General features: G+C 48.3%; 25 protein-coding genes. 21 read left to right on the forward strand and 4 right to left on the reverse strand.

Annotated elements, in window-relative coordinates:
• Positions 1-108: 108 nt before the first annotated feature.
• The 10 genes from rimO to H8792_RS00355 all read left to right on the forward strand — a co-directional run bounded on the left by rimO (position 109) and on the right by H8792_RS00355 (position 7,575).
• Positions 109-1,485, forward strand: a complete 1,377-nt coding sequence (rimO, locus tag H8792_RS00310; RefSeq protein ID WP_194947146.1) for a 30S ribosomal protein S12 methylthiotransferase RimO — start codon at positions 109-111, stop codon at positions 1,483-1,485.
• Positions 1,486-1,497: 12 nt separating this feature from the next.
• Positions 1,498-2,040, forward strand: coding sequence for a DNA-deoxyinosine glycosylase (locus H8792_RS00315; RefSeq protein ID WP_194947147.1), 543 nt, complete (start codon positions 1,498-1,500; stop codon positions 2,038-2,040).
• 65 nt (positions 2,041-2,105) lie between these two features.
• Positions 2,106-3,617, forward strand: a complete 1,512-nt coding sequence (gene trhP, locus H8792_RS00320; RefSeq protein WP_194947148.1) for a prephenate-dependent tRNA uridine(34) hydroxylase TrhP — start codon at positions 2,106-2,108, stop codon at positions 3,615-3,617.
• An 18-nt stretch (positions 3,618-3,635) separates the two neighbouring features.
• Positions 3,636-3,893: a YfhL family 4Fe-4S dicluster ferredoxin gene (locus H8792_RS00325; RefSeq protein WP_194947149.1), complete on the forward strand. Its 258-nt coding sequence runs from the start codon at positions 3,636-3,638 to the stop codon at positions 3,891-3,893.
• A gap of 56 nt (positions 3,894-3,949) precedes the next feature.
• Complete coding sequence (locus H8792_RS00330; protein WP_194947150.1) at positions 3,950-4,252, forward strand: DUF1840 domain-containing protein; 303 nt, start codon at positions 3,950-3,952, stop codon at positions 4,250-4,252.
• Positions 4,253-4,315: 63 nt separating this feature from the next.
• Complete coding sequence (locus H8792_RS00335) at positions 4,316-4,594, forward strand: hypothetical protein (RefSeq protein WP_194947151.1); 279 nt, start codon at positions 4,316-4,318, stop codon at positions 4,592-4,594.
• A gap of 34 nt (positions 4,595-4,628) precedes the next feature.
• Positions 4,629-5,237, forward strand: coding sequence for a hypothetical protein (locus tag H8792_RS00340; protein ID WP_194947152.1), 609 nt, complete (start codon positions 4,629-4,631; stop codon positions 5,235-5,237).
• A gap of 112 nt (positions 5,238-5,349) precedes the next feature.
• Positions 5,350-5,910 (forward strand): RNA 2',3'-cyclic phosphodiesterase, encoded by a 561-nt coding sequence (gene thpR, locus H8792_RS00345; RefSeq protein WP_194947153.1) that lies wholly within the window; start codon positions 5,350-5,352, stop codon positions 5,908-5,910.
• Positions 5,911-5,997: 87 nt separating this feature from the next.
• The gene (locus tag H8792_RS00350) at positions 5,998-6,666 is read left to right on the forward strand and encodes a glutathione S-transferase family protein (RefSeq protein WP_194947154.1); all 669 of its coding nucleotides are present in this window, start codon (positions 5,998-6,000) and stop codon (positions 6,664-6,666) included.
• 66 nt (positions 6,667-6,732) lie between these two features.
• Positions 6,733-7,575 (forward strand): hypothetical protein, encoded by an 843-nt coding sequence (locus H8792_RS00355; RefSeq protein ID WP_194947155.1) that lies wholly within the window; start codon positions 6,733-6,735, stop codon positions 7,573-7,575.
• Between the two features lie 45 nt (positions 7,576-7,620).
• Here the strand turns inward: H8792_RS00355 and H8792_RS00360 are convergent, their stop codons facing one another.
• Positions 7,621-10,059, reverse strand: a complete 2,439-nt coding sequence (locus H8792_RS00360; protein ID WP_194947156.1) for a methyl-accepting chemotaxis protein — start codon at positions 10,057-10,059, stop codon at positions 7,621-7,623.
• 210 nt (positions 10,060-10,269) lie between these two features.
• On the opposite strand from H8792_RS00360, the gene H8792_RS00365 reads away from it, so the two are divergent.
• The 8 genes from H8792_RS00365 to H8792_RS00400 all read left to right on the forward strand — a co-directional run bounded on the left by H8792_RS00365 (position 10,270) and on the right by H8792_RS00400 (position 17,842).
• Entirely contained in the window at positions 10,270-11,208 is a 939-nt protein-coding gene (locus H8792_RS00365) for a prenyltransferase (RefSeq protein WP_194947157.1), read from the forward strand.
• A gap of 62 nt (positions 11,209-11,270) precedes the next feature.
• Entirely contained in the window at positions 11,271-12,158 is an 888-nt protein-coding gene (gene cysM / locus H8792_RS00370; RefSeq protein WP_194947158.1) for a cysteine synthase CysM, read from the forward strand.
• Positions 12,159-12,160: 2 nt separating this feature from the next.
• Positions 12,161-12,664 carry a CYTH domain-containing protein gene (locus H8792_RS00375; protein ID WP_194947159.1) on the forward strand — a complete coding sequence of 168 codons (504 nt, stop codon included), beginning with the start codon at positions 12,161-12,163 and terminating at the stop codon, positions 12,662-12,664.
• Positions 12,645-13,985, forward strand: coding sequence for a TolC family outer membrane protein (locus tag H8792_RS00380; RefSeq protein WP_228766853.1), 1,341 nt, complete (start codon positions 12,645-12,647; stop codon positions 13,983-13,985). The genes H8792_RS00375 and H8792_RS00380 overlap by 20 nt, the downstream gene beginning before the upstream one ends.
• Positions 13,986-14,156: 171 nt before the next feature.
• Entirely contained in the window at positions 14,157-15,545 is a 1,389-nt protein-coding gene (locus H8792_RS00385; protein ID WP_228766854.1) for an ABC transporter substrate-binding protein, read from the forward strand.
• Between the two features lie 13 nt (positions 15,546-15,558).
• Entirely contained in the window at positions 15,559-16,038 is a 480-nt protein-coding gene (locus H8792_RS00390) for a L,D-transpeptidase (protein ID WP_194947161.1), read from the forward strand.
• 74 nt (positions 16,039-16,112) lie between these two features.
• Positions 16,113-17,039 (forward strand): nickel ABC transporter permease, encoded by a 927-nt coding sequence (nikB, locus tag H8792_RS00395; protein ID WP_194947162.1) that lies wholly within the window; start codon positions 16,113-16,115, stop codon positions 17,037-17,039.
• Entirely contained in the window at positions 17,039-17,842 is an 804-nt protein-coding gene (locus H8792_RS00400) for an ABC transporter permease (protein ID WP_194947163.1), read from the forward strand. Before nikB ends, H8792_RS00400 begins: the two co-directional genes overlap by 1 nt.
• Positions 17,843-17,862: 20 nt before the next feature.
• Here the strand turns inward: H8792_RS00400 and H8792_RS00405 are convergent, their stop codons facing one another.
• Positions 17,863-18,309 carry an MOSC domain-containing protein gene (locus H8792_RS00405; RefSeq protein WP_194947164.1) on the reverse strand — a complete coding sequence of 149 codons (447 nt, stop codon included), beginning with the start codon at positions 18,307-18,309 and terminating at the stop codon, positions 17,863-17,865.
• Between the two features lie 183 nt (positions 18,310-18,492).
• Here H8792_RS00405 and nagZ point away from each other — a divergent pair, with 183 nt between their 5' ends.
• Positions 18,493-19,563, forward strand: a complete 1,071-nt coding sequence (gene nagZ, locus H8792_RS00410; RefSeq protein WP_194947165.1) for a beta-N-acetylhexosaminidase — start codon at positions 18,493-18,495, stop codon at positions 19,561-19,563.
• Between the two features lies 1 nt (position 19,564).
• Complete coding sequence (locus H8792_RS00415) at positions 19,565-20,704, forward strand: mechanosensitive ion channel family protein (protein WP_194947166.1); 1,140 nt, start codon at positions 19,565-19,567, stop codon at positions 20,702-20,704.
• 68 nt (positions 20,705-20,772) lie between these two features.
• On the opposite strand, the gene H8792_RS00420 is transcribed toward H8792_RS00415, so the two are convergent.
• Positions 20,773-21,411, reverse strand: a complete 639-nt coding sequence (locus tag H8792_RS00420; RefSeq protein WP_194947167.1) for an START domain-containing protein — start codon at positions 21,409-21,411, stop codon at positions 20,773-20,775.
• A gap of 38 nt (positions 21,412-21,449) precedes the next feature.
• Positions 21,450-22,472, reverse strand: a complete 1,023-nt coding sequence (gene murB, locus H8792_RS00425; RefSeq protein ID WP_194947168.1) for a UDP-N-acetylmuramate dehydrogenase — start codon at positions 22,470-22,472, stop codon at positions 21,450-21,452.
• A gap of 58 nt (positions 22,473-22,530) precedes the next feature.
• On the opposite strand from murB, the gene H8792_RS00430 reads away from it, so the two are divergent.
• Complete coding sequence (locus tag H8792_RS00430; RefSeq protein WP_194947169.1) at positions 22,531-23,973, forward strand: sodium-dependent transporter; 1,443 nt, start codon at positions 22,531-22,533, stop codon at positions 23,971-23,973.
• The last annotated feature ends 20 nt before the right edge of the window (positions 23,974-23,993 follow it).

Genomic DNA, 23,993 nt, shown 5'->3' on the forward strand with positions numbered 1-23,993 from the left:
TTAGCCTCTGAATTGAATCGCTGATCACGCCCGGTTTTTTGAGGCGTAGCGGCATAATCGGGTACAATAGGCGCAATTTCAAATTGAATCTATTTAGAGTATGCAATTATGTCAAGACAGCAGCCAACCGTCGGTGTCGTCAGTTTAGGATGTCCCAAAGCAACCGTAGACAGCGAACGAATTTTGACCCAACTGCGCAGCGAAGGGTATCACTTAACCAATAGTTATGAAGATGCGGATACCGTCATCGTTAATACCTGCGGTTTTATCGACAGTGCCGTGCAGGAATCGCTGGATACTATCGGCGAAGCCTTGGAAGAAAACGGCAAGGTAATTGTGACCGGCTGTCTCGGCGCACGTGAAGAAGAAATCCTGAAAGTGCACCCCAAAGTGCTGGCCGTTTCCGGTCCGGCGGCTTATGAAGAAGTCGTTTCTGCAGTACATAAGGTGATTGCGCCTCCGGCGCATAATCCGTTTATCGATCTGGTTCCTCCGCAGGGAATCAAACTGACTCCGAAACATTATGCCTATCTGAAAATTTCCGAAGGATGCAATCACCGTTGCACTTTCTGCATTATCCCGTCGATGCGTGGCGACCTGGTCAGCCGTCCGGTCAGTGATGTTCTGGCCGAAGCCAAGCGTTTGAAAGAAGCCGGTGTCAAGGAACTGTTGGTGGTGTCGCAGGATACGGCCGCTTACGGCGTCGATATGAAATACAAAATGGAATTTGCCGAAGGTCGTCCGACCAAAACCTCTATGGTCGGTCTGTGTGAAGCGCTTGGCGAAATGGGTGGGGTTGATGAGTTCTGGGTGCGTCTGCATTATGTTTACCCTTACCCGAACGTCGAAGAAGTTATTCCTCTCATGGCTGAGGGTAAGATTCTGCCGTACTTGGATATGCCGTTACAGCATGCCAATCCGCGTATTCTAAAAGCGATGAAGCGTCCCGGTAATGTTGAGAAGACGTTGGAACGAATTAAAAAGTGGCGCGAACAGGTTCCGAATCTAACCATTCGTTCCACCTTTATTGTCGGTTTCCCGGGCGAAACCGAAGAAGAGTTCCAGGATCTGCTGGACTTTCTTGAAGAAGCGCAATTGGATCGAGTCGGCTGTTTCCAATATTCGCCGGTAGAAGGTGCGGTTGCCAATGATTTAGCCGAGCAGGTGCCGGATGAAATCAAGCAGGATCGCTGGGAACGTTTTATGGAAACCCAACAGCGTATCTCCGCCGATAAGATGCAGGCCAAAGTCGGTCAAATCATGCAGGTTCTGATTGACGAAATCGACGAAGAGGGAGCGATTGCCCGTTCTATGGCGGACGCACCGGAAATCGACGGCCTAGTGTTTATCGAAGATGGTTTCCACCTGCAGCCGGGTCAGTTCGTCAAAGTTGAGATTGTTGCCGCCGACGAATATGACCTGTGGGCGCGTCCGGTTGGCGAATTCGCCGAAGAGCAAACGACTTCCTATATCGAATTAGGTTAAGTTTCAGCTGGTATGAGCGACGGGAGTAACCTGCAGCAATCGGCATATTTTTGTCAGGGATTTTCGCCGATCATTCCGCCGCAACCCCGTTTGCTGATTCTGGGAACCATGCCGAGCGTCGCCTCTCTTGAAGAGGCGTTTTATTATGCCCATCCGCGTAACGCCTTTTGGCCGATTATCGGTCGCATGGTCAATCGTGAACTGAAAGGGGTTGATGATAAAATTGCAGCCTGTCGGCAGCTCGGCATTCTGCTGTGGGATGTCCTGCAATTCTGTGAGCGTGAAGGCAGTTTGGATTCGGCAATCAAAGCGCCGCAGGCAAACGATTTTCAAACGCTTTTTGAACGTTTTCCGCAATTAAAACATGTCGCTTTTAACGGTCAGGCGGCGGAAAAATTATTTACCTCACAAGTGCTTAAAAAGCAGTTGCTCGACCCTTCGATCCAATCCGCTTTGCAGTTGATAACACTGCCCTCAACCAGTCCGGCCAATGCGCGCCTGAAAATTGACGATAAATACTTGTTATGGCAAGAAAAATTGTCAGATTTATTGTAAAATACCCGATTCACTTTTTATTTTAACTTTCATGTAGGAGATTTGCCTTGCAAGCAGAGACTCAAATGAATGCAGTTCAATCGGAATTGCTCTCTCCGGCGGGAACGCTGAAGAATATGGAATACGCATTCGCGTATGGTGCCGACGCGGTTTATGCCGGTCAGCCGCGTTACAGTTTGCGTGTACGTAACAACGAATTTGACGAAGAAAATCTGGCCAAAGGGATTGCCCGTGCCCACGAATTAGGCAAGAAATTCTATGTTGTGTCCAATATCGCGGCGCACAACGCCAAGGTCAATACCTACATGAAAGACATCAAACCGATCATCGACATGAAGCCGGATGCGCTGATTATGTCCGATCCGGGGTTGATTGCGATGGTACATGCCGAATATCCGGAGCAGGAAATTCACCTGTCGGTGCAGTCGAACGCGGTCAACTGGGCAACGGTTAAATTCTGGTACAACAACGGTGTACGTCGTGTTGTATTGTCGCGTGAATTGTCGATTGCCGAAATCCGCGAGATCCGTGAGAAGGTGCCGGAGATGGAGCTGGAAGTGTTCGTTCACGGCGCTCTTTGTATCGCGTATTCCGGTCGCTGCCTGCTGTCCGGTTATATCAATAAGCGTGACGCCAATCAGGGAACCTGTACCAATGCTTGTCGCTGGAATTACAACACCTATGAAGCCAAAGAAGATGAATCCGGCGATGTCGTGGGTGTGCAGGTGAATAACGTACAGATCGATAATATTACCGATTTGACCGGGACAACCGGCCGTGAAGCGCCGGAACAAAATACTTATGCGCCGACTCTGGGCGAAGGTGAAACCACCGATCAGATGATGCTGTTGGAAGAAGAAGGGCGTCCGGGTGAATTGATGCCGGCGTTTGAAGACGAACACGGCACTTACATTATGAACTCCAAAGATCTGCGCGCAGTGGAATTGATCCCCGAGCTAGTCGATATGGGTGTCCACTCTCTGAAAATCGAAGGTCGTACCAAATCGCATTACTATGTGGCGCGTACCGCCCAGGTTTACCGTAAAGCGATCGATGATGCTCTGGCCGGTAAAGAGTTTGACCGTTCCCTGTTGGAAGATCTGGAAAGCCTTGCAAGCCGCGGTTATACCGAAGGGTTCCTGCGTCGTCACGTGCATTCAGAGTATCAAAACTATGAATACGGCGTTTCCAAATCCGAGCGTCAGCGTTTTGTTGGTGAAGTGGTCGATGTCGTCGAGCGCGACGGTCGTTCCATGCTGCAAATCGATGTGAAAAACAAATTCTGCGTTGGCGATTCGATCGAGATTATGACACCGGCCGGTAATGTTTCAATGGTCTTGGATCATATGCAGACCCATCACGACGAAGTGGTTGATTGTGCCAAAGGTTCCGGCTGGCTGGTTCGCATTCCGAACCCGTTCAAGGACTTGGATAAAGAAACACTGCTGTTCGGCCTGATTATGCGTAACGAATCTTGGGGTGGAGACGTGAAACGCGACGCCGCAGCGCGCAAAGCCAAAGATGAGCAGGAAGCGAAAGACGCAGTTAATAGAGCTGCCGCTAAAGCCTCTGCTTAATCAGGGCAGGAAATACGCATGGCATTAAAAATCCTGAAAGGGTGTATCAACTGCGATATGTGCGAACCGGAGTGTCCGAATAAGGCGATCTCGATGGGTGAAAAAATCTACGAGATCAATCCGGATTTATGCACCGAATGCGTCGGCTTTTACGACACCCCAACCTGTATCAGCGTCTGTCCGCTGGACGTGATTATTACCGATCCGGATCGGGTCGAGGATCACGAAACCCTCTACGAAAAATTCAAAGAACTTGTCAAAGCGGACAAGATCTAAAATGGTCAAAAATTAAAAGCGGAGTCGGGTAACCACTTCGCTTTTTTTATAGGAGAATGAACTTGATTGTGTTTAAAACCAAAGATCATCCCGATGTCAGTTATTTTGATCAGGTTGCCTTGAACTTAATCTCCTTAATGGGGCATAGTGAAATCGTGCCGGGCGCCTTGACGGATGAAGAAGTAGAGCAGGCGTTTAATAGCTTAAGTAAGGCCGTTTCCAGTCCAAGTGCACAAAACGGAGATAGTTGGGACGATGACTCGGTCAGCGTGTCGCACCGGGCTGGGCCTTTACTCGATTTATTACAAGTAGCGATTAAAAATGACGAGTATGTGATTTGGGAAAAATCTCTTCGTTAATGCAGAGCAAATCTAAAATTTGTCTTAGACGAATAGCTAATCAACCAATAATAGAACTTAACGATGACAATACATTACAGAATCCAAACCTTTGATAATCAGGAACCGCCGCATCTTTTGAAAACAATCAAGATTCGCAATGCGCAGGTGTTGCCTTCGGTGAATCACACTTTGAATATTGATTTTGATGACTACATTGTGAAAGAAGTCCGGCATCGTGTGGGATACAAAACCGAGAGTTTTACCGATGAAAAGGGGATTCACAGCACTTACCAGGAGGTAGACGATATTGTTGTTATCGCCTGTAAAAAAGAGGCAGATACGTCTTATTCAATCAAATGAGTGCATCGGGCAGATTACAATTAAGGTTCTGAAATTGAGTCTCTTTAATCGGCAAAACAGTGTGTCTTGTTGGGGTGTCGCTGTCGCACTTGGCATTTTTTTAAGTGGTTGCGCCATTCAACAGAATCCGCCCGGCTCTCCGCTGCTCAATACCTTGAATCAAGTATCTGTTTGTTATGATTATGGTTGTAAAAGAGTCGCGCAGCTGTGGTTGCAGGGTACGGAATGGAATCAAATTACTAAACTGTTTGAAACTCCGGCAGAGTCCCCTGAGGAAGAACGAATAAAACTGGCTCGTGCGATTGCCTTGATGGAACGTTTTGCTGGGCGGGTGCTTGGAACCGGAAATGATAGGGCGGAAAACTCGGGAACCGGTGAAACCGGACAAATGGATTGCGTCGACGAATCAACCAATACCACAACCTATTTGACGCTTTTTGAGAAAAAGGGCTGGCTTAAATGGCACCATGTTCGGGACAAGGTGGTGCGCAGTCCGTTATTTTTTGACATACATTGGACAGCCGTTATTCAAGAGAATCAGAGTCGGCAGCAGTTTGCGGTTGATTCCTGGTTCAGGGAGAATGGTCGAGAACCGGTGATTATGAAATTGGCAGACTGGAAGCTCAAAAGAGAGCAGCCGTAGCGGTTAAATCGGATTGCAATATTGTGTCATGCGGGAGCACAATTCAAGCAATATTCAATTGCTGTCCTGAACCGAATATAAATTCTCGCACAGAAATTTATGTGAATATTTTATGCGCAGCTTTATTGCTATTCCTATTGATGCTGCTTGTTCCCGGATGTTGGAAGGGGTGCAGCAGAAATTGCAGGAGCAGCACGGAGCCGAACAGGTCGTGTGGTTTCTGCCGGAAAACTTTCATCTGACTCTACATTTTCTAGGGGCGAATGTGCCTGAAGAGAAAATCGAGCAGGTGATTCAAGCGATGGATTCGTGGTTTGCAAACGGCTTTCCTTGTTTTGAAGTTGAACTCGATCGGGTCGAATTGTTTCCCTCCGGTCCATATCCGCACACCATTGTGGTTTCCGTGCAGAATAATACTCAGCTCCAACGCTTATTCAGTTCGCTTGAAGCATATTTAGCGACGCTGGGCTTGGAAGGTAAAAAACGCGATTTTCTGCCGCATATCAGTCTCGGGCGAATAAAAGTCCGCTGTAAACAGCCTTCCATGCATATTCCCGAGCAATTGGCCGTTATCAAAATGCCGATGCTTGTCGACCGAATTACCTTGTTTGAAAGCGAATTGACCCTGAGAGAGCCGATTTACACCCCGCTTAAAAATCACTATTTTGTCTAGCAGGGCATTGAAGTTGAAGTTCAAGTCATTATGATGGAGTGACGATTCACTATGTCCAGAAACAGGAACCTTAGTTAGGAGAGGGTCATGCAATCGAAACTTGAATTAGTCAGCTTTAAACTGTGTCCTTTTGTGCAACGTGCGGTGATTGTGCTAAAGCAAAAAGGAGTCGATTTTGATATTACCTATATCGATCTCAACGATCCTCCCGAATGGTTTAAAGCGATTTCTCCGTTAGGTCAGGTGCCGATTTTAAAAGCCGATGGAGAGGTGTTGTTCGAGTCGGCGGTGATTCAGGAATTCGTCGATGAAATTACGCCGCCAAGTCTGCACCCGCAAGATCCCCTGATCAAAGCCAAGCATCGCGCCTGGATGAGTTTTAGCAGTGAAATTATTTTTGCCGCTCACGGTGTGGTAACCGCCAAAGAAGAAGGTGAGTTCGAGCAAAAACAAGTTGCTGTGAAGGAGAAGTTGGCTCGACTGGAAGGTGTGCATAGCGGGGGGGATTATTTTGCCGGTGATCAGCTGCACCTGATTGACACCACTATTGCGCCTCTGTTTATGCGTTTGGATTTTATCAAGCAGCTTTGCGGGATTGATCTGTTGCTAGGTTTGCCAAAGTGCAAACATTGGTCGGAAGTGCTTTTAGCGATGCCAGCCGTTCAGGAATCGGTTGTACCCGATCTGATGGAAATGTATCGCATGATGATTGTCAAAATGGATGGTATTCTAGCCACCAAGCTGAATGATGGGTAAGATTTGAAATCCATCCGTTTAAGCCGGCAACTCTGGATTGCCGGTTGTCTTATCTTTGCTTGCTGTATGCCTGCATCGGCTCAGCAAGATACCATTCAATCGACAGATTCGGTTGCCCATTCTCAAGATAACGCTTTCGTATTGAATACTCCTCATAGATCGGATTTCCCTCCGTCCTGGATAGAGCATCTGACTCAGCGAATCTATTTAAACGAATGCGCCTCTAAGGAAGCGTTTCTGCTTTACTGGTCTGAAAATGAAGCCTTTCCATCACTGGGAATCGGGCATTTTATCTGGTTTCCTCAAGGAGTGAATCCAGCGTTTGAAGAGACATTTCCTCAAATGCTGGCCTATGTAAGTGAGCGTTATCCGGCACCGGAATGGTTACGAAATAATTTGCTGCAGGATGCTCCCTGGAAAGATCGCGACGAATTTCTTTTGTGGCAGAGCTCGGAACAGGCTAAAGCTTTTCGCGGCTGGTTAAAAGAGACCATGGCGTTGCAAAGCGAATTTATCCTCACTCGCTTTTTCAGGAAGTGGCAACAGGCAATCGGCAACAAAGCGCTTGTCGGGCAGACCAACTTGCAAAAGCGTTTTAACTCTTTACTATCATTCGAGTCAGGTGCTTTGGCTGTGGTGGATTATTTCAATTTCAAAGGGTTAGGTGATTCTGTTAAAGAGCGATACCAAGGAGAAGGTTGGGGGCTGATTCAGGTTTTACAGGCCATGAACTGGCACGAAGGTATGCAAGAGGGCCAGCTGCTTGAAGAATTTGTTTCCGCGGCAAAAAGCCGTTTAGCCCTGAGAGTCAGTCTGGCAAAGGATTGGCAAGCCGAACGCAGATGGCTACCCGGGTGGTACAAGAGATTGAATGCCTATCAGGAAAAATTAACGACTGGAAGCGACTGAACGAATACGAAAAACGCTCCGTTAAGGAGCGTTTGGTTGGGGGGGTTAGGTTTTAAAGTGCGCCATATTGATGCTTAATTCAGAGGCCTGATGATTCATTTTCGCTGCTGAGGCCGAAGTGCGTTCTACCACAGTGGAGTTTTGCTGGGTAGCGGAATCGATGTCGCTGATGGCCTGGTAAACCTGATTGACGCCTTCCGCTTGTTCCGAAGAAGCATGGCTGATCTGTTGGATCATGCGCGTTACTTCGGAAATCGACTGAGTAATTTGTTGCATGACCTGACCGGATTCGTCTACCAGAGCGGTCCCTTGCCCGATACGTTCGACGTTGGCATCGATGAGGTTCTTAATGTCCTTGGCCGCTTCGGCAGATTTTTGCGCCAGAGCACGGACTTCGCCGGCAACGACCGCAAATCCGCGACCGTGTTCACCGGCACGCGCAGCTTCCACCGCGGCATTTAACGCCAGCAGATTGGTTTGGAATGCGATACTGTCGATCAGGCTGATAATATCGGAAATTTCGTTGCTCGATTCGTGAATACCGTTCATCGCTTCGATGGTTCGTTTCATTACCTGATCGGCTTGCAAGGTTTCGTGCTGAACCTGTTGTACCACCTGTGAAGCACGGTGAGCGTTTTCCGTGTTGTTCTGCACGGCCGAATTCATCTCTTCCATCGTTGCAGAGGTTTCTTCGATCGCCGCGGCCTGTTCCTGAATGCGCCCACTCAAGTCATTGGCGTCTTTGGCCAGATCGTTGGCTTCATGTTGTACGCTGTTGGCGGCATTTACCGCTACGGCGATGCTTTCAGACAGGGTCTTTGCCGATTGATTAATGGCATTTTTCAGAGTTGCCAGGTCACCCTGGTAATCGTTGTCGATAGACAGAGTCAGATTACCTTCACTTTGCGCACCGACAACACGAATGATGTCATTCATCGCATTATTCAACGACTCTAAAGAGGTATTGATGCGCTCTTTTAGCTGTTCCAGTTGTCCGTTGGCATCGGCTTCAACACGAGATTGGAAGCGACCGTTCTGCATGTCGGTCATAACCCGGTTGATATCCGAGATAATGGCATCGGTTTCCGCAATTGCATGCTGTACATCATTGATAATGCGCGCGTAGTCGCCCTTGGTTTCCAAAGAAAGGCGGAACTGATAATCGCCTTCGCGCAATGCTTGCATCATGTGCGAAATACCGTCCATCACTTTCTGAATAGTATCGATACTTTGGTTTACGCCGGTTTTTAATGCGTGCAGGTCGCCCTGATATTCGCCACGAATGCATTGGGTGAAATCACCTTTAGCCATAGCAGCGACACTGTCGTTAGCCTCGTCCAGAGCGGTTGAGACCTGACCAAGCAAAGTGTTGATGGCGACGGCGGTTTGTCCGATCTCATCCTTGGAAACGTTCGGAATGCGCAAGCTGAAATCGCCGGTGGTTAAGATTTTGTCGGTTTGCTGCTGCACTACACTTAGTGGGCGGATTACCAGGCGAATCACTGTGTATACGATAATCAAGCTGAGGGCGATAATGCCCAGTGAAAGCACGATAAGCTGTTCCCAGGCGGCAAATTCGGCTTGCTGGATCGGTGCCATATATTCACTGTCATCCATCAAGAAAACGTGGCGTCCCATGACATGGCTGTCTTCGTCGTAGGCGGGAATATTGACGATGACTTGGTGGCCATGCAGGTAAACCGCTGACTCCTGACCGTTGATTTCACGATAGTCGCTCTGCAGTGTTTTGATCGCTTCCGGGTTGAACCAGTTGTTGTTGGCCAGAATGTAATGGGTTCCAACCGGTGTATTTCCGTCCAGTACCGGCATTTTGCCGTATACTTTTTTAATGTAGTTGCGGTCGATCAATAGAATCCAGTCGCCGTTAACCGTCTTTTTAACATCTTTGACGACCGACTTCAGGCCCTGCTTGAAAGAAGCCATGCCGAGAAATTCGTCGTTATTGGCATGATCGAAAATAGGCGAGACGGCAACCACGCTAACGCCTTGGTCACCGATCGCTAGAGAACCGAAGGCATGCTTTTCCTTTAGAGCACGTTGAATCAGCGGGCTGTTGGTTAAATCCTGCCCCCAGCTTTCAGGGTCCCAGGACTTAATCAACGAACGACCGTCGGCCGTCATAATCTGTGTGCCGATATTTTTATAATCAGTCTGTTTAGCATAGTGGTCGCGGACGCCGGAGATGATGGGAACCAGCTCTTCCCGGTCTTCTACCTGAAGTGCCTCGATGATTTTAGTCTCCATTGAGATCGCACTTGATCCGATAATCCCGGCCTGCACTTTAAAGTCGATTTCTGCGCGGATAAGGCTGTCCATCTTTTGAATCATCTGTTTCTCAACACGTTCTTTGACCGGAACAACATTACTGAAGTAACTGGTGGCGCCTTCAAAGATTGCAACCGTCAGACCGATACCGACTGCGGTAATAAAAATTTTGTATTTGAGTGAGAGATTAGCAAACATAAACCTTAACCTGTGTGGTAGAAATAACTTGAATTCCGTTTCAAGAAGTTTCTGTTTTTTATTTGTCGTTTTAATTTTTAGAAGAGCTCGTCTTGTGTAAGAGGCCCACTGTCATATTTAATTTTGTACAGTATTCCGTTAATGTTTCGGCTGGAATGGGGATTCTTTAGTACGAGTTACTTATTGGTTTTTAACTGGTTGATTTAGCGTATGAAAAAAATTACAGAAGATGTTTCCTTATCAAAAATCATGGTGGCCAAAGCGGTTTTCGGTGCTTCGAGACCGGCGTTTTTGCTACTGAGTTTCGGTTTATCGATTTTGGCGGTCAGTGTGGCTTCCACTCAGAGCGTCAACTGGCCGTTGGCTCTGCTGTTGATGTTGATGGCGTTATCGGCACATGCCAGCGTTAACTGGTTAAATGAGTATGAAGATTTTCGTTCCGGGTTGGATTCGATCACTGAATCCACTCCGTTTAGTGGTGGCAGTAAAAGCCTGCAAAATTATCCGGCGGCCGCAGTTGCCGTGAAGTGGTTTGGCAGGGCGGCCATCGCTTTGGTAGCGATTTTGGCTCTCTTTATCTGGCCGCACCTGAATCCGTATCTGATTGTTTTCGGTTTGCTTGGGATCATACTGGTTGTGAGTTATACCAGCCTGTTAACCCGTAGACCCTGGCTATGTCTGGTTTCGCCGGGCTTGGCATTCGGGCCTATTATGCTGCTAGGCATGGGGTGGATTCTGGCCGGGCAATTTTCGTGGACGGCGTTTTGGCTGTCTTTGACGGTATTTTTTCAGGTTAATAACCTGCTTTTATTGAATCAATTCCCCGACCGACTGGCAGATCGGCAAGTGGGTCGTTACAATGTGCTAATGCATTTGGGAAGTGCCCGAAGTTTGCAGATTTTTAAACTGTTTTTATGGGCTTCGTTTGTTCCGGTTCTGGTCGTTGCCTATCTGGTGCAAATACCGCAATTACTGCTAAGTATGCTGCCAGCTTTGCTGTTATCGTTGCTGCTGCTACATCGTTTACGCGATTGGTCGGACGCTATGGAACAGCAGCAGATGCTGCCGGCTTTAGGGCTGAATGTCGCATTGGCGGTATCGACGCCATTACTGCTGGCAGGTGGATTTGCGATAAATTTGCACTTTTGAGGTCGGTTTATTGGCTAAACTCGGATGCACTATTCTTTTTAAATAGATAGATGGAAAACACAATGGCTGGATTGACTCTCATGGAGTGCGTCGGAAATACGCCTCTGGTCAGATTACAAAGAATGGTAACAACCGGCAGTCAAGTGCTGGTTAAACTGGAAGGCAATAATCCTGCCGGATCGGTAAAAGATCGTCCGGCGCTCTATATGATCAATCAGGCCGAAGCGCGCGGTGATATCCAACCCGGCGATACTCTGATTGAAGCGACCAGCGGCAATACGGGTATCGCGCTTGCCATGGCGGCTGCGATGAAGGGCTATAAGATGAAATTGATTATGCCCGATAATATGAGCATGGAGCGCAAAGCGGCAATGGCCGCTTATGGAGCAGAATTGATTACGGTTTCCAAACAGAACGGAATGGAAGGCGCGCGCGACCTTGCGGAAAAAATGGTCGCTGCCGGTGAAGGTTTTATGCTTGACCAGTTTGCTAACCCGGATAACCCTTTGGCGCATTATCATTCCACCGGCCCGGAAATTTGGCGTGATACTGAAGGCAAAGTGACTCATTTCGTCAGTGCCATGGGAACCACCGGAACCATTATGGGTACCTCGATGTATCTGAAAGAGCAAAACCCGGAAGTGCAGATTGTCGGTGTTCAGCCAGAGGAAGGGGCGGCAATTCCAGGAATTCGTCGTTGGCCGACCGAATATATGCCTAAAATTTATCAATCCACGCGGGTGGATCGTATCATCGATATGTCGCAACAGTTGGCGGAATCGACTATGCGTGATTTGGCGAAAATCGAAGGGATTTTCGGAGGGGTTTCTTCGGGTGGAGCAGTTGCTGCAGCTTTGAAGCTGGCCAATGAAATTGAAGATGCGCTGATTGTCACGATAATCTGCGATCGCGGAGACCGTTATCTTTCAACCGGTGTTTACGGAGCTTAAGTGTGGCTAGAGAAATCGAACGTAAATATCTGGTTCAGGGTGATTCATGGAAAGCATTGTCACGTAAACAGACACATTTTGCACAAGGCTATTTAAACGACCTGGTTGATTGCCAAAGCCGCAGTTCGGTGCGGGTACGTATCGAAGGCGAAAAAGCCAATCTCAATATCAAGAGCCTGGAAATCGGTTTAAGCCGCGACGAATATGAGTATGAGATTCCGTTAGCGGACGGCGAAAAGATGTTGAAAACCCTGGCTGTCGGCCCGGTGATCGAAAAAATTCGTTATTTAGTCGATTTTGCAGGCAGAACTTGGGAAATCGATGAATTTTTAGGTGATAATCAAGGGTTGATTGTGGCTGAAGTTGAGCTTGAATCCGAAACGGATCAGGTTGAGTTGCCGGAGTGGGTCGGTCAAGAAGTGACGCATCTGGCACGCTATTACAATATTAGTTTGAGTAAAACCCCGTTTAATCAATGGAGTGATGATGAAAAATTACCAGCTTAAACCCGTTTTAAAATCCCTTGGTCTGGCGGGACTGTTATTTGCGGTTCAACCGGTTCAAGCCGCTCCGGCCATGGGGTTAATGGATATCTACCGCCTGGCTGAAAGTCATGATGCGACTCTGGCTCAGGCCTATGCGCAATATCGTTCCGATGAGGAGTCGATCCAGGCGGCAAAAGGGGCGCTTTATCCGCAAATCGCTGCCGGCGGAAATTATTCGGTAACCGATAGTTCAATCGATACCGTTGACGTTCACGCTTCGGACATTTCATTGACGTTGAATCAGGCGATCTATCAGCGCGAAGCCTGGGCGCGTTACGATCAGGCCAAATATGTGCAGCAGAGCTCGAAGTATGCTTTGCAGAATACGCAGCAGGATTTGATTTTGCGCGTGACTGAAGCCTATTTTACCGTACTGTTGGCGCAACAGAATCTGTCATTGTTTAAAGCAAAAGAAGAAGCGGATAAAACGCAGTTGGAAAGTGCCCAGGCTTCGGCGGAAGTCGGACTTTCAAGTCGTGTGGATGTGCTTCAGGCACAATCCAGCTATGACTTGTCGCGCTCAGATCGCATCAATGCCGAGAATACGCTGGATAATTCGATCGAGCAGCTGGCAAAATTAATCGGCCGAAGCGTTCCAAGTTTGAAATCTTTAGACATGCAAACCGCTTTGCCGAAGATGGATTGGAATCTGGATAATCTTCAACAGAAGGCGGAGCAGCAGAATTTTTCGGTAAAGCAGGCCGAATCTCAGGTTCGCGTTGCCGAACAGGAAGTCGAAGCGCAAAAATCCGGGCACTGGCCGGTAGTTTCTTTGCAGGCGAAATGGACCGATGCCAACTATTCGGATTACAAAGCCGCAGCGACTTATAGAGACAGCACTCAAGCCAGCATCGGTGTGAATGTGAATATGCCGATTTACAGCGGTGGAACGGTCAGTTCTCAGGTGAGTTCTGCACGTTATCAGTCAGAAGTTGCTAAAGAAGCATTGCGTGAGAGTCGCGATCAGGCGCGTTTGAACGCACGTTTACAAGGCCGTAATCTGGAACGTGGCATCAGTTTGATCTCTGCATTGCGTGAAGCGGTTAAGTCGAATGACGCTTTCCTGGAAGCGGCTGAAGAGGGTTATAAGGTCGGTCTGAATAACCTTCTTGAAGTTTTGACGGCAAGATCCAATCAATACAGTGCCCGTTCTAATCTCTTGGAAGCCGTACATAATCAGGTTTTGAACCAGCTGCGACTGGACTCGACTCTGGGCGAGTTGGATACGGAAGACTTGAAACGTTTCGATGCCTTGTTGCAAGCGCCACCGATCGAAAATTAAGTTTAAGCATCATTGAAAAACGTCTTTCACTCTTTATCTGAAATGGGAAAAAGTCGCCGCAACTGTGTGAAAACAGGTGCGGCGTTGCTGTTTTCGCCGGCCTTGCTTTCTTTAAATGGTTGTCAGAATTCAGATAATGCCATCAAAATTGGGGTAACCTCCCGGCCGAGAATGTTGGATCCGCGCAAGGCAACCGATGCCTTATCAAGTAGAATAAATCGCCTGATCTACCGCAGTTTGATCGATTTTGACGAACGTTTTGCTCCGGTTGCCGATCTGGCGACCTGGGAAGAGATTGATCCACTGCATTACCGTTTCACTTTGCTGGAACAACCGATTTTTCACCATGGCAAAAAATTGAGCTCGGAAGATGTCGTCGCAACCTACAAAAGTCTGTTGGATAAAGTCTTCGGGTCTGCGCACCGTGGTTCCCTAAAAGGCATACTTGAAGTGACGGCTGTGGATGAAACACGGATCGATTTCTTTCTGTCCGAGCCTGATCCATTGTTTGTCGGACGCTTGGTGATTGGGATTCTGCCGGCCGACCTGATTGAACAAAATCATCCTTTTCCTCAAAAGCCGGTAGGGTGCGGTGCCTGCGAGTTCGTCTTTTTTAATGAACAAAAATTGATCTTGAGCAGGCAGAACGATCACACCGAGTTGCATTTTATTCCGGTTAAAGACAGCACGGTTCGCGTGTTGAAGCTTCGCAAGGGGGAACTGGATCTGGTGCAGAACGATCTGTCGCCGGAATTGGTGAACTATTGTCAACAGCAGGATGTTTTACGGGTACAGTGGCATAACGGTACCAATTTCGGTTATGTCGGTTTCAATTTCGATGACCCTTATCTGCGGCAGCTGCCGCTGCGCGAGGCGATTGCGCATGCGATTGATCGTCCGGCAATTATTGAAGCGATGTTTGCCGGGCATGCACGTTTGGCACAGAGCATTCTGACTCCGCAACACTGGTGTGGCTTGCATACCGAAGACCGTTATAATTACGATCCGAATAAAGCCAAGGCGCTGCTTAAGCAGGTGCAGACTCCAGACGGTGGAATGCTTGAAGGAGAAATCGAATTAAGTTACAAAACCTCGAATGATCCGACCAGAATCCGCTTGGCGACCATCTATCAGGATCAATTGAAAGAGGTCGGCATCCATTTAAATATTCAGAGCTATGATTGGGGAACCTTCTATAACGATATCAAGCAAGGACGCTTCCAACTGTACAGTCTGGCTTGGGTCGGGGTGAAAAGCCCGGATATTTTTCAGTATGTATTCGATTCTGCGGCGATTCCGCCGAAAGGGGCTAATCGCGGTCGTTATCGTGATAAGCAGACCGATCAGTTAATCCGCAAGGCGGCCGAGGCTTCTTCGATGGACGAGCAGGCAAAAATTTACCGCGAGTTACAGATGCGACTGTATGATGATCTGGCGGCGTTGCCGCTATGGTATGAAGATCAGTATGCCGTTTCTCGCAGTGATATTGAAGGCTATCGTTTATATCCGGACGGCCGTCTGGACGGTTTGCTGTTTGTTCGCAGAAGCACTGCGGTTTGACAGAGGTAAGGTCATGCGTATTCATGTGTCGATTACCGAGCAGGCTTTGCGTCTTTATCAAGGTGCGGATTTGGTTCGCGAATACTCTGTCAGCACGGCATTAAACGGTGTCGGTAACGAGAAAAACTCGGGACAAACTCCGCTTGGTAAGCACTTGATCAGAGCAAAAATCGGTACCGATCTGCCGAGTGGAGCGGTTTTGGTCGGACGGCGCTGGACCGGAGAAGTTTTGACCGAGGATTTGCAGAGAAGTGCGCCGCAAAGAGACTGGATATTAAGTCGTATTTTGTGGCTAAGCGGGATCGAGATTGGCTTTAACCGGCTTGGCAATTGCGATACGATGCAGCGTTATATCTATATTCACGGTACGCCGGACAGTGAACCTATGGGCGTGCCTTTGTCGCACGGCTGTATCCGGATGCGCAACCATGACGTGATTGATCTATTTGATCGCGTCGAGCCTTTTACCGAAGTCAGTATTGAACTGAATTAACGAGCTTTAGACGTGGTCTTTGAAAACCTTTATCTTCAACAATCGATTGTCGAAATTCGGCCAGAGGCTAAGTGATGGCGTCTTATCTGTTGCGTCTGCTCGCTTCTATTTTGCTGGTCTCCTGGTTAGTCGGCAGTCTGGTTTTCTTTCTCATTCATATGGTTCCGGGGGATCCTGTCGCGGTCATGCTCGGCGATTGGGCGAGCCCGGCTGATGAGCAGGTTTTGCGTCGACAGCTCGGACTTGATCTGCCTATCTGGCAGCAGTACTGGAATTATTTGAGCGGTATTCTGTTTCACGGCGATTTCGGTCAATCGCTGTTCTATCAGCAGGCGGTCAGCGATCTGCTGGCACAACGTTTTCCAATGACGTTACAGCTGGCTTTAATGGCGCTAATGATCGCAGTGTTGATCGCTTTTCCCCTCGGGATTATCGCGGCCCTCAGATCGGGGCACTGGCCGGATCATCTCTCAATGACGGTATCGCTTATCGGGGTGTCGATTCCGAATTTCTGGCTAGGGCCGATGCTGATTCTACTGTTTTCGATCGGTTTGGCGTGGCTGCCGGTCAGCGGGGCCGATCAACCGCTGTCGTGGATTTTGCCGGCGATCACGCTTGGTACGGCTTTGGCAGCTATCCTTGCCAGGATGTTACGGGCCTCTTTGCTTGAGGTCTTGCATGAAGATTATATTCGTACAGCGCGTGCTAAAGGTTTGTCCTCCAAATGGGTTTACGGCAAACATGCGCTTTTAAATGCTTTGCTGCCGGTGGTAACGATTCTCGGATTACAACTTGGCACTCTGTTAGGAGGGGCGGTGATTACCGAAGTGGTATTCGACTGGCCCGGTTTAGGGCAGCTGTTGGTGGAATCGATTCAACGTCGTGACTATCCGGTCGTGCAGGCGTGCATTCTGGTGGTGAGTATTGCCTACATTACCATTAACGGTTTGACCGAACTGGTGTATGCGTGGTTGGATCCAAGAATTCGGGTGGCGCAGTAATGTTAAGAAAATTCAGCTATCTTATTATTGCTGCCTGGGTTTTATTAGCTCTGTTCGGTTTCGCCATAGGGCCATCAGCGAATGAAGTGAATCTGAATGCATTCCTGCAGGCGCCTTCTTCTCAAGCGTTTCTCGGAACCGACGAACTCGGACGCTCGGTTTGGCAACGGCTGATATTAGGCGCACAAACGTCATTTTTAGTCGCTGCTGGTGTAGTGTTTTTTTCCTCGATTATCGGCACCGCTATCGGTATTTACAGTGGTTATACCGGTGGCTGGGTCGACCGCATCGTCACTAAAATTATTGATGTTTTTCTGGCGTTTCCCGGCCTGCTGCTGGCGATTGCTTTGGCGGCAGTACTCGGACCGGGAATCGAGAATGTGGTTCTGGCGCTGGTTGTCGTCGGCTGGGTTGGCTATGCCCGTCTGGCGCGTGCGCAAACGTTAAGCCTGCGACATCGCGAACATATTATGGCCGCCAAGGTCTTGGCGGTTCCGCAGTGGCGTATTTTTGGACGGCATATTTTGCCGTTGCTGCTGGCGCCTCTCGGCGTAGAAGCGACTTTCGGAATTGCCGGAGCGGTCATTTCCGAAGCCGGTCTATCCTTTCTCGGCTTGGGAGTCCAGCCGCCGGATGCTTCCTGGGGGAACATGATTAAAGAAGGAACCCGCTATTTACTGGTAGCGCCGCATCTGGTTCTGGCACCCGGATTGGCGTTAATGCTGGTGGTGCTGGCGGTGAATTTAATTGGTGACGAATGGCGCGATCGTCTGGATGTTCGCCAGCGAACTCGCGGACACTGATTCGCGGTATTCTTAAAACATTAGGGATCAAGCCATTCGACAGTATCATCGATTTTGATTTCGCCTGAAAGAATCACTCGGCACCGAGCGCCACCGCGCCAATCAGGAAATAGAGCACGTTTCAAACCGGAACAGAGTTTTTCCATACGTCCGCAGGGATCGGTTTCCTCGGTCACTTCCAGAAGAGCGGCACCGATTTTGAGCTGTCGTCCAATATCTTCCTTATCGAATTGAATATCGTCTATCAGCAGGTTTGCGCGCCTTTCCTGCCATGGAAGATCGGGACAACCGGCTTCTCGACAGGCTTTCTGCCAGGATTTGAGCGATAAAATCGTTACCGCTGTGTTGATGTCCTGATTGCCTCTATAATCATTCAATCCATTCATAAGCTGCAGCTTAGCCTGCGCGTGAAGTTGAATATCGCCACGCGATTTTTGGTGGGTCGCTATGCCAAGTAACTTAGCCATGTCTCTTTCTCGGGATGGTGGGGGCAGGCTGTTATGTTTGCAGGCTATTTAGTATATGATATGCCGAACTCTTAACAGCGAAGCGATTTGAGGTTTTAAAAAGCAGTTTACCATTTCGTTAATATATAGCGAACGGGTTTATTTGCTAGAGATTTCAGATCGTGATTGAAAGGAATCGATTACATGGAAAAACAGGTCGGAAAAGCCATGCCGTTGGGCTCGCTAATGGTTGATATCGCCGGAACCGAACTTGAAAATCACGAAAGAGAGCGTTTGATGGATTCGATGGTTGCCGGAGTAATTCTCTTCAGCCGTAACTTTGAATCGGTTGAACAGTTAACCAGCCTCTGCAAGGAAATTCACGATTTACGCCATCCTCGACTGCTGATCGGGGTCGATCATGAAGGCGGTAGAGTACAACGATTCCGCAAGGGCTTTACCCATTTGCCGCCGATGCGTCAGCTGGGTCTGTTATATCATCAGGACGAGAGTAAAGCACTATCGGCAGCGCATAAAGCAGGCTGGTTGATGGCGGTTGAACTTTTGTCAGTTGGTGTCGATTTCAGTTTTGCGCCGGTTGTCGATCTGGATTATGGCGGCAGCAAGGTAATCGGCGATCGCGCTTTTGATGCATCACATGTCGTTGTCGGTCGTTTGGCCGAGGCGTTAATGGACGGTATGCGTGCCGCCGGAATGGCTTCAGTAGCCAAACATTTTCCGGGGCATGGATATATCGAGGCGGATACGCATTTCGAAATCGCCCGTGACGAGCGCGATTTCCCGGAAATCCGTCAGCATGATCTGCAGCCGTTTTTACGCTTAATCGAAAAGGGCATCGATGGCGTTATGCCGGCGCATGTCATTTATCCTAAAATCGATTCCAAACCAGCCGGATTCTCGGAATATTGGCTACAACAGGTATTACGCAAGCAATGTCGCTTTGAAGGGGCGATTATCAGCGACGACATGAGTATGCAGGCGGCGCAGGTTTTCGGTAATGTCACGCAAAGAGTGCACAGTGCGTTGCAGGCCGGCTGTGATCTGGTGCTGGTGTGTAACGACCCGAATGCAGCCGACGAAGTGCTGAGCCAACTAAGATGGCATTCGACGACTTTAAACCATGCTCGATTAATTCGTTTGCACGGACATGGAAAATATCACTACGACCGTTTACGCTATGAACCACTATGGCAGGCTGCCGTGCAAACGGTCGAGAAATTGAATCAATCATTGGATCAGCAGGAGCTTTTATAAGATGGAGCAATGGCTAGCACAGATATGGAGTGACTTGGTTACCTTGTTTGGCGGGCAAGTTTGGATGTTGATTGTCAGTGGTATTTTGCTGCTGACGGCGCTGATCGATGCAATACAGCGTCGTGTTTTAAGAATCTTGCATCAGCAGTTATTAAAGCGCAATCGTATCTGGTTGGACAGTATTGTCGATGCTGCGCGGTCGCCGGCTTCGTTCTTTATTTGGGTCAACGGTACCGTCTTGGCTTTAACCAGCTTACTTTTGCAGTTGAATGTTTATACAGACCTGATTCCTTATATCCAATCCTTTAAATCGACGATTCTGACACTATCATTCGGTTGGTTTGTCATCCGTCTGGTCCAACGTCTGGAAAAACATCTGAAGCGTGTTGCGAGAGCGGATGACAATCTGGATGAGGTCACCGTCGAGGCGTTGGCAAAAATTATCAAGCTATTGGCCTTTATTCTTACGGGACTGTTTTTCCTTAATGCGTTCGGTGTCAGCCTGACCGGTTTACTGGCATTTGGTGGTGTCGGGGGGATCGCAGTCGGTTTTGCGGCCAAGGATTTGCTTGGCAATGTGCTTGGCGGCCTGATGCTGTATTTGGATAAGCCTTTTACGGTAGGAGAATGGATTCGCTCCCCGGATAAGAATATTGAAGGGACGGTTGAAGAGATCGGCTGGCGTATGACAACCGTGCGTACGTTCGATAAACGACCTTTGTACATTCCGAACGGGATTTTCGCTAATATTTCTATCGAAAACCCGTCGCGCATGACGAATCGTCGAATTAAGGAGACGATGGGAATCCGTTACAGTGATGTCGGCAAGATAGCCGCGATTATTGCCGACGTAAAACAGATGTTGATCGATCATCCGGATATCGATGACAAACAGACACTGATCGTTAACTTCAATCAGTTCGGACCATCGTCGCTGGATTTCTTTATCTACACCTTCACCAAAACCACCGAATGGATTTTGTTCCACGAGATCAAACAGGACGTATTGTTAAAGGTCAGCGAAATCGTTGAATTGCATGGTGCGGAAATGGCCTTCCCGACGCGCAGCTTACATCTGGAATCCTGGCCGGAAAATTTTCCAATATCGACCGTTCGGCAATCTGAAAGTAAACAGAGTTAAAAGTAAAAAAACCGGCATTAAGCCGGTTTTTTTTACTGTTTGATGTGTGAGAAAGAATGAATTGGTTTTTATTTTTTTTCCAAACGTTGTTTCAGGTTGTTCAGCGTATTAAACGGCATATCCACTACCATGGCATTCGCCAGCCAGCTGGGAATTTCTCCACCGGGTTCGGCAGCAATTTGCAGGGTGACTTTGGTGTGATTGTCATCGATCGGCTGCAGCTTCCATGAGCCATCCAGTTTACTGATGCGAATGCGGCCTTCTTGAGGTGGGTAGGCGTTCGGTTCGGCCTGTAAAGTAATTAGAACACTGCCGTCGGCTTGATGCTTGGTGGTTGAATGCACGACGCTGTCGCGGTTGCTTACCGGCCAAGGGGCATGCGTGACCGAATAGTTGATCGATTCGTCTTCGCTGATGGATTTGAGTTTCTTGGCTTCGATGGTATTGTGATACCACTCCGGCAGTTTGTCGGTTTGGTGAATGGTTTGTAAAACCGATTTAAGCGGGGCATTGATTTCAACGCTTCCGCGGAAGGCCTTGAAGTTCGAGCCTTGGACTTCCTTGGTCCAGACTTGTACCGGACTGCCTTCTTCGACTTCTTGAACCTGCCAATCGGCTGTAGCAGCGTAAGAAGGGCATACAATGTAAGACAGGCTGGCAGAGATAAGCATTCCCGCCAGCAACGGGCGAAGTTTTCGGTTCATCATGAGTGTTCTCCTCAGTATTTATTGTTATAAGTTTTTTATTATAGAATCATGACTTCGGGTTCAAGGTGGATGCCGAATTTATGGTTAACGTCTTCCTGCACTAGGTGAGCGAGTTCTTCGATGTCTTTTCCTTTGGCATGTCCAAGATTGACGATCACCAAAGCGTGTTTGCCGGAAACAGCACAAGGTCCCCGTGAGTGACCTTTCCAGTTACACTGCTCGATTAACCAGGCCGCCGGAATTTTAAAGTTGCCTTCGAGGGTTTTATGACTCGGGATGTCAGGGTAGTCGGCTTGCAGTTTTTCCAGATAGTCGGCATCGACGACGGGATTTTTGAAAAAGCTTCCTGCATTGCCCAGTTGGCTGGGATCCGGCAGGCGTTCGCGGCGAATACGCACCACTGTGTCAAAGATGTGTTTCGGAGTTAATTCTTCTTTACGATAATCGTTTAAAGCGTTTTTAAGTGGATCGTAGACGAGGTTTGGTTTGCCGTGGCCGAGTTTCTTGAGACGAAAGGTAACTCGGTGTACCAGTAGTTTGTTGAGATATTCCTGTTTAAAGATACTGGTTCTGTAGCCGAAATCGCATTCGGCGTTTCTAAATTCCCGCGGTTGACCGCTGTAGATATGCAGGGTTTGTACTCTGGTGATCGAATCCCGCGCTTCCGAACCGTAAGCTCCGATATTCTGTACCGGAGCAGCGCCGACGGTTCCCGGGATTAACGCCAGGTTCTCCAGGCCCCACCAACCGTTTTCCACGGTATAACTTACCAGATCGTGCCATTTCACACCTGCGCCGACGCTGATCCATACGGTTTCGTCGTCTTCCTTGACGATTTTTATTTTATTGAAGGTACAGCGAATCGTCACGCCTTCGAAGTCCTGGGTGAACAGCAGGTTGCTGCCGTCGCCGATAATTCTCCATGGTAGCGAGCCAAGGGTTAAATCGGTTCTCAAGGTCAAGATATCGCTCTGTTTATTGATTTCAACGTAATAAAGCGTTTTGGCTTGAACTTTGAAGGTGTTATGCGGCAATAGCGAGTAATTGGCCTGAATGTGCATAGTGTTTTAGTGTATGTATAATAAATTTAGAAGTGGGTTTTATTATAAAGGAAGATAGATGAGCCAACTAAAACTTTCTAAGGTGTCCTGGTCGTCGCAAACTGTTTTCATTATGGCGGCGGTCGGTTCTGCGGTCGGTTTGGGTAATATATGGAAGTTTCCCTATATCACCGGTGAAAATGGTGGTGGTGCATTTGTTTTAGTCTATTTGGCTTGTGTATTACTGATCGGGATTCCCGTTCTGATGTCGGAAATTGCTCTCGGCCGTGCAGGCAAGGCAAATCCGGTACAGGCGATGGCCAACCTTGCGAAGGAGAGTGGTGTCAGCAAGCTGTGGGCATTGCTGGGGGTAAACGGGGTTTTGGCCGGTGCGTTGATCCTATCCTTTTATACCGTGATCGCCGGCTGGGCCTTTGCCTATTTTATCGACAGTCTGCAAGGTAGTTTTATCGATATCAGTGCCGAAAATGCCGGAACTCACTTCAGCAGTATGTTGGCTAATCCGTACGAGTTACTCTTTTGGCATTCTTTTACGCTTTTTATCAGTGTGTTTATCGTTTCCAAAGGGATCAAAAGCGGCTTGGAAAAGGCGATTAATTTTATGATTCCCGGTCTGTTTTTAATCTTGCTGGTTCTACTGGGCTATGCAAGTACCACCGGTTATTTTGGTCAAAGTTTCAGTTTTCTGTTTTCTCCCGATTTCGGCAAGTTGAGTTGGGAAGCGGTTTTGGTTGCTATGGGACATGCCTTTTTTACTTTAAGTATCGGCTTGGGAACCATGATGGTGTATGGTTCCTATGTTTCCGAAAAACAGTCGATCGCCAAGGCAGGGTTATTAATTGCCTTTGCCGATACTCTGGTTGCACTGTTAGCCGGTCTGGTGATTTTTTCCGTGGTATTTGCTAATCAACTGCAGCCTGGTGCCGGACCGGGTCTATTATTCCAAACATTGCCGGTTGCCTTTGGACAAATGACCGGGGGCTGGTTTTTTGGTACGCTGTTTTTTGCTCTGGTTGTGATGGCGGCATTGAGTTCGGCGATCTCTTTACTGGAGCCGGTAGTAAGCTGGCTGGAGCAAAACTGGGGTTTCAGTCGAGCTAAATCCAGTTGGGGGATGGGGCTGTTGATTTGGTTGTTAGGAATTGGGTCGGTTCTGTCTTTCAATGTCTGGCAGGATGTGCATATTCTGGGAGATCGCAACTTCTTCAATACGGTAGATTATCTGACCGCAAATATCATGCTGCCTCTAGGCGGTTTGTTGATCTCGGTGTTTGTCGCCTGGAGTTTGCCGCCGATGATCAGAGAGAACCAGATTCAATTATCGCCAGGCTGGGGACGTGCCTTAATGTTCGATCTGAAATGGATTGCTCCGCCGGCGATTATGCTGGTATTTGCCACTAATCTGGTTTCGTCGCAATATGTTATTGTCTTCTTGGGTGTGATCCTGCTTCTGTATGCATTCTTTATTCAGCGTTCGTTGAGTGCTTTGAAAAGTGCATAAGAAGTAGAGGGAATTAAAAA

The organism is Thiomicrorhabdus heinhorstiae, from assembly GCF_013391765.2.
Classification (GTDB): Bacteria; Pseudomonadota; Gammaproteobacteria; order Thiomicrospirales; family Thiomicrospiraceae; genus Thiomicrorhabdus; species Thiomicrorhabdus heinhorstiae.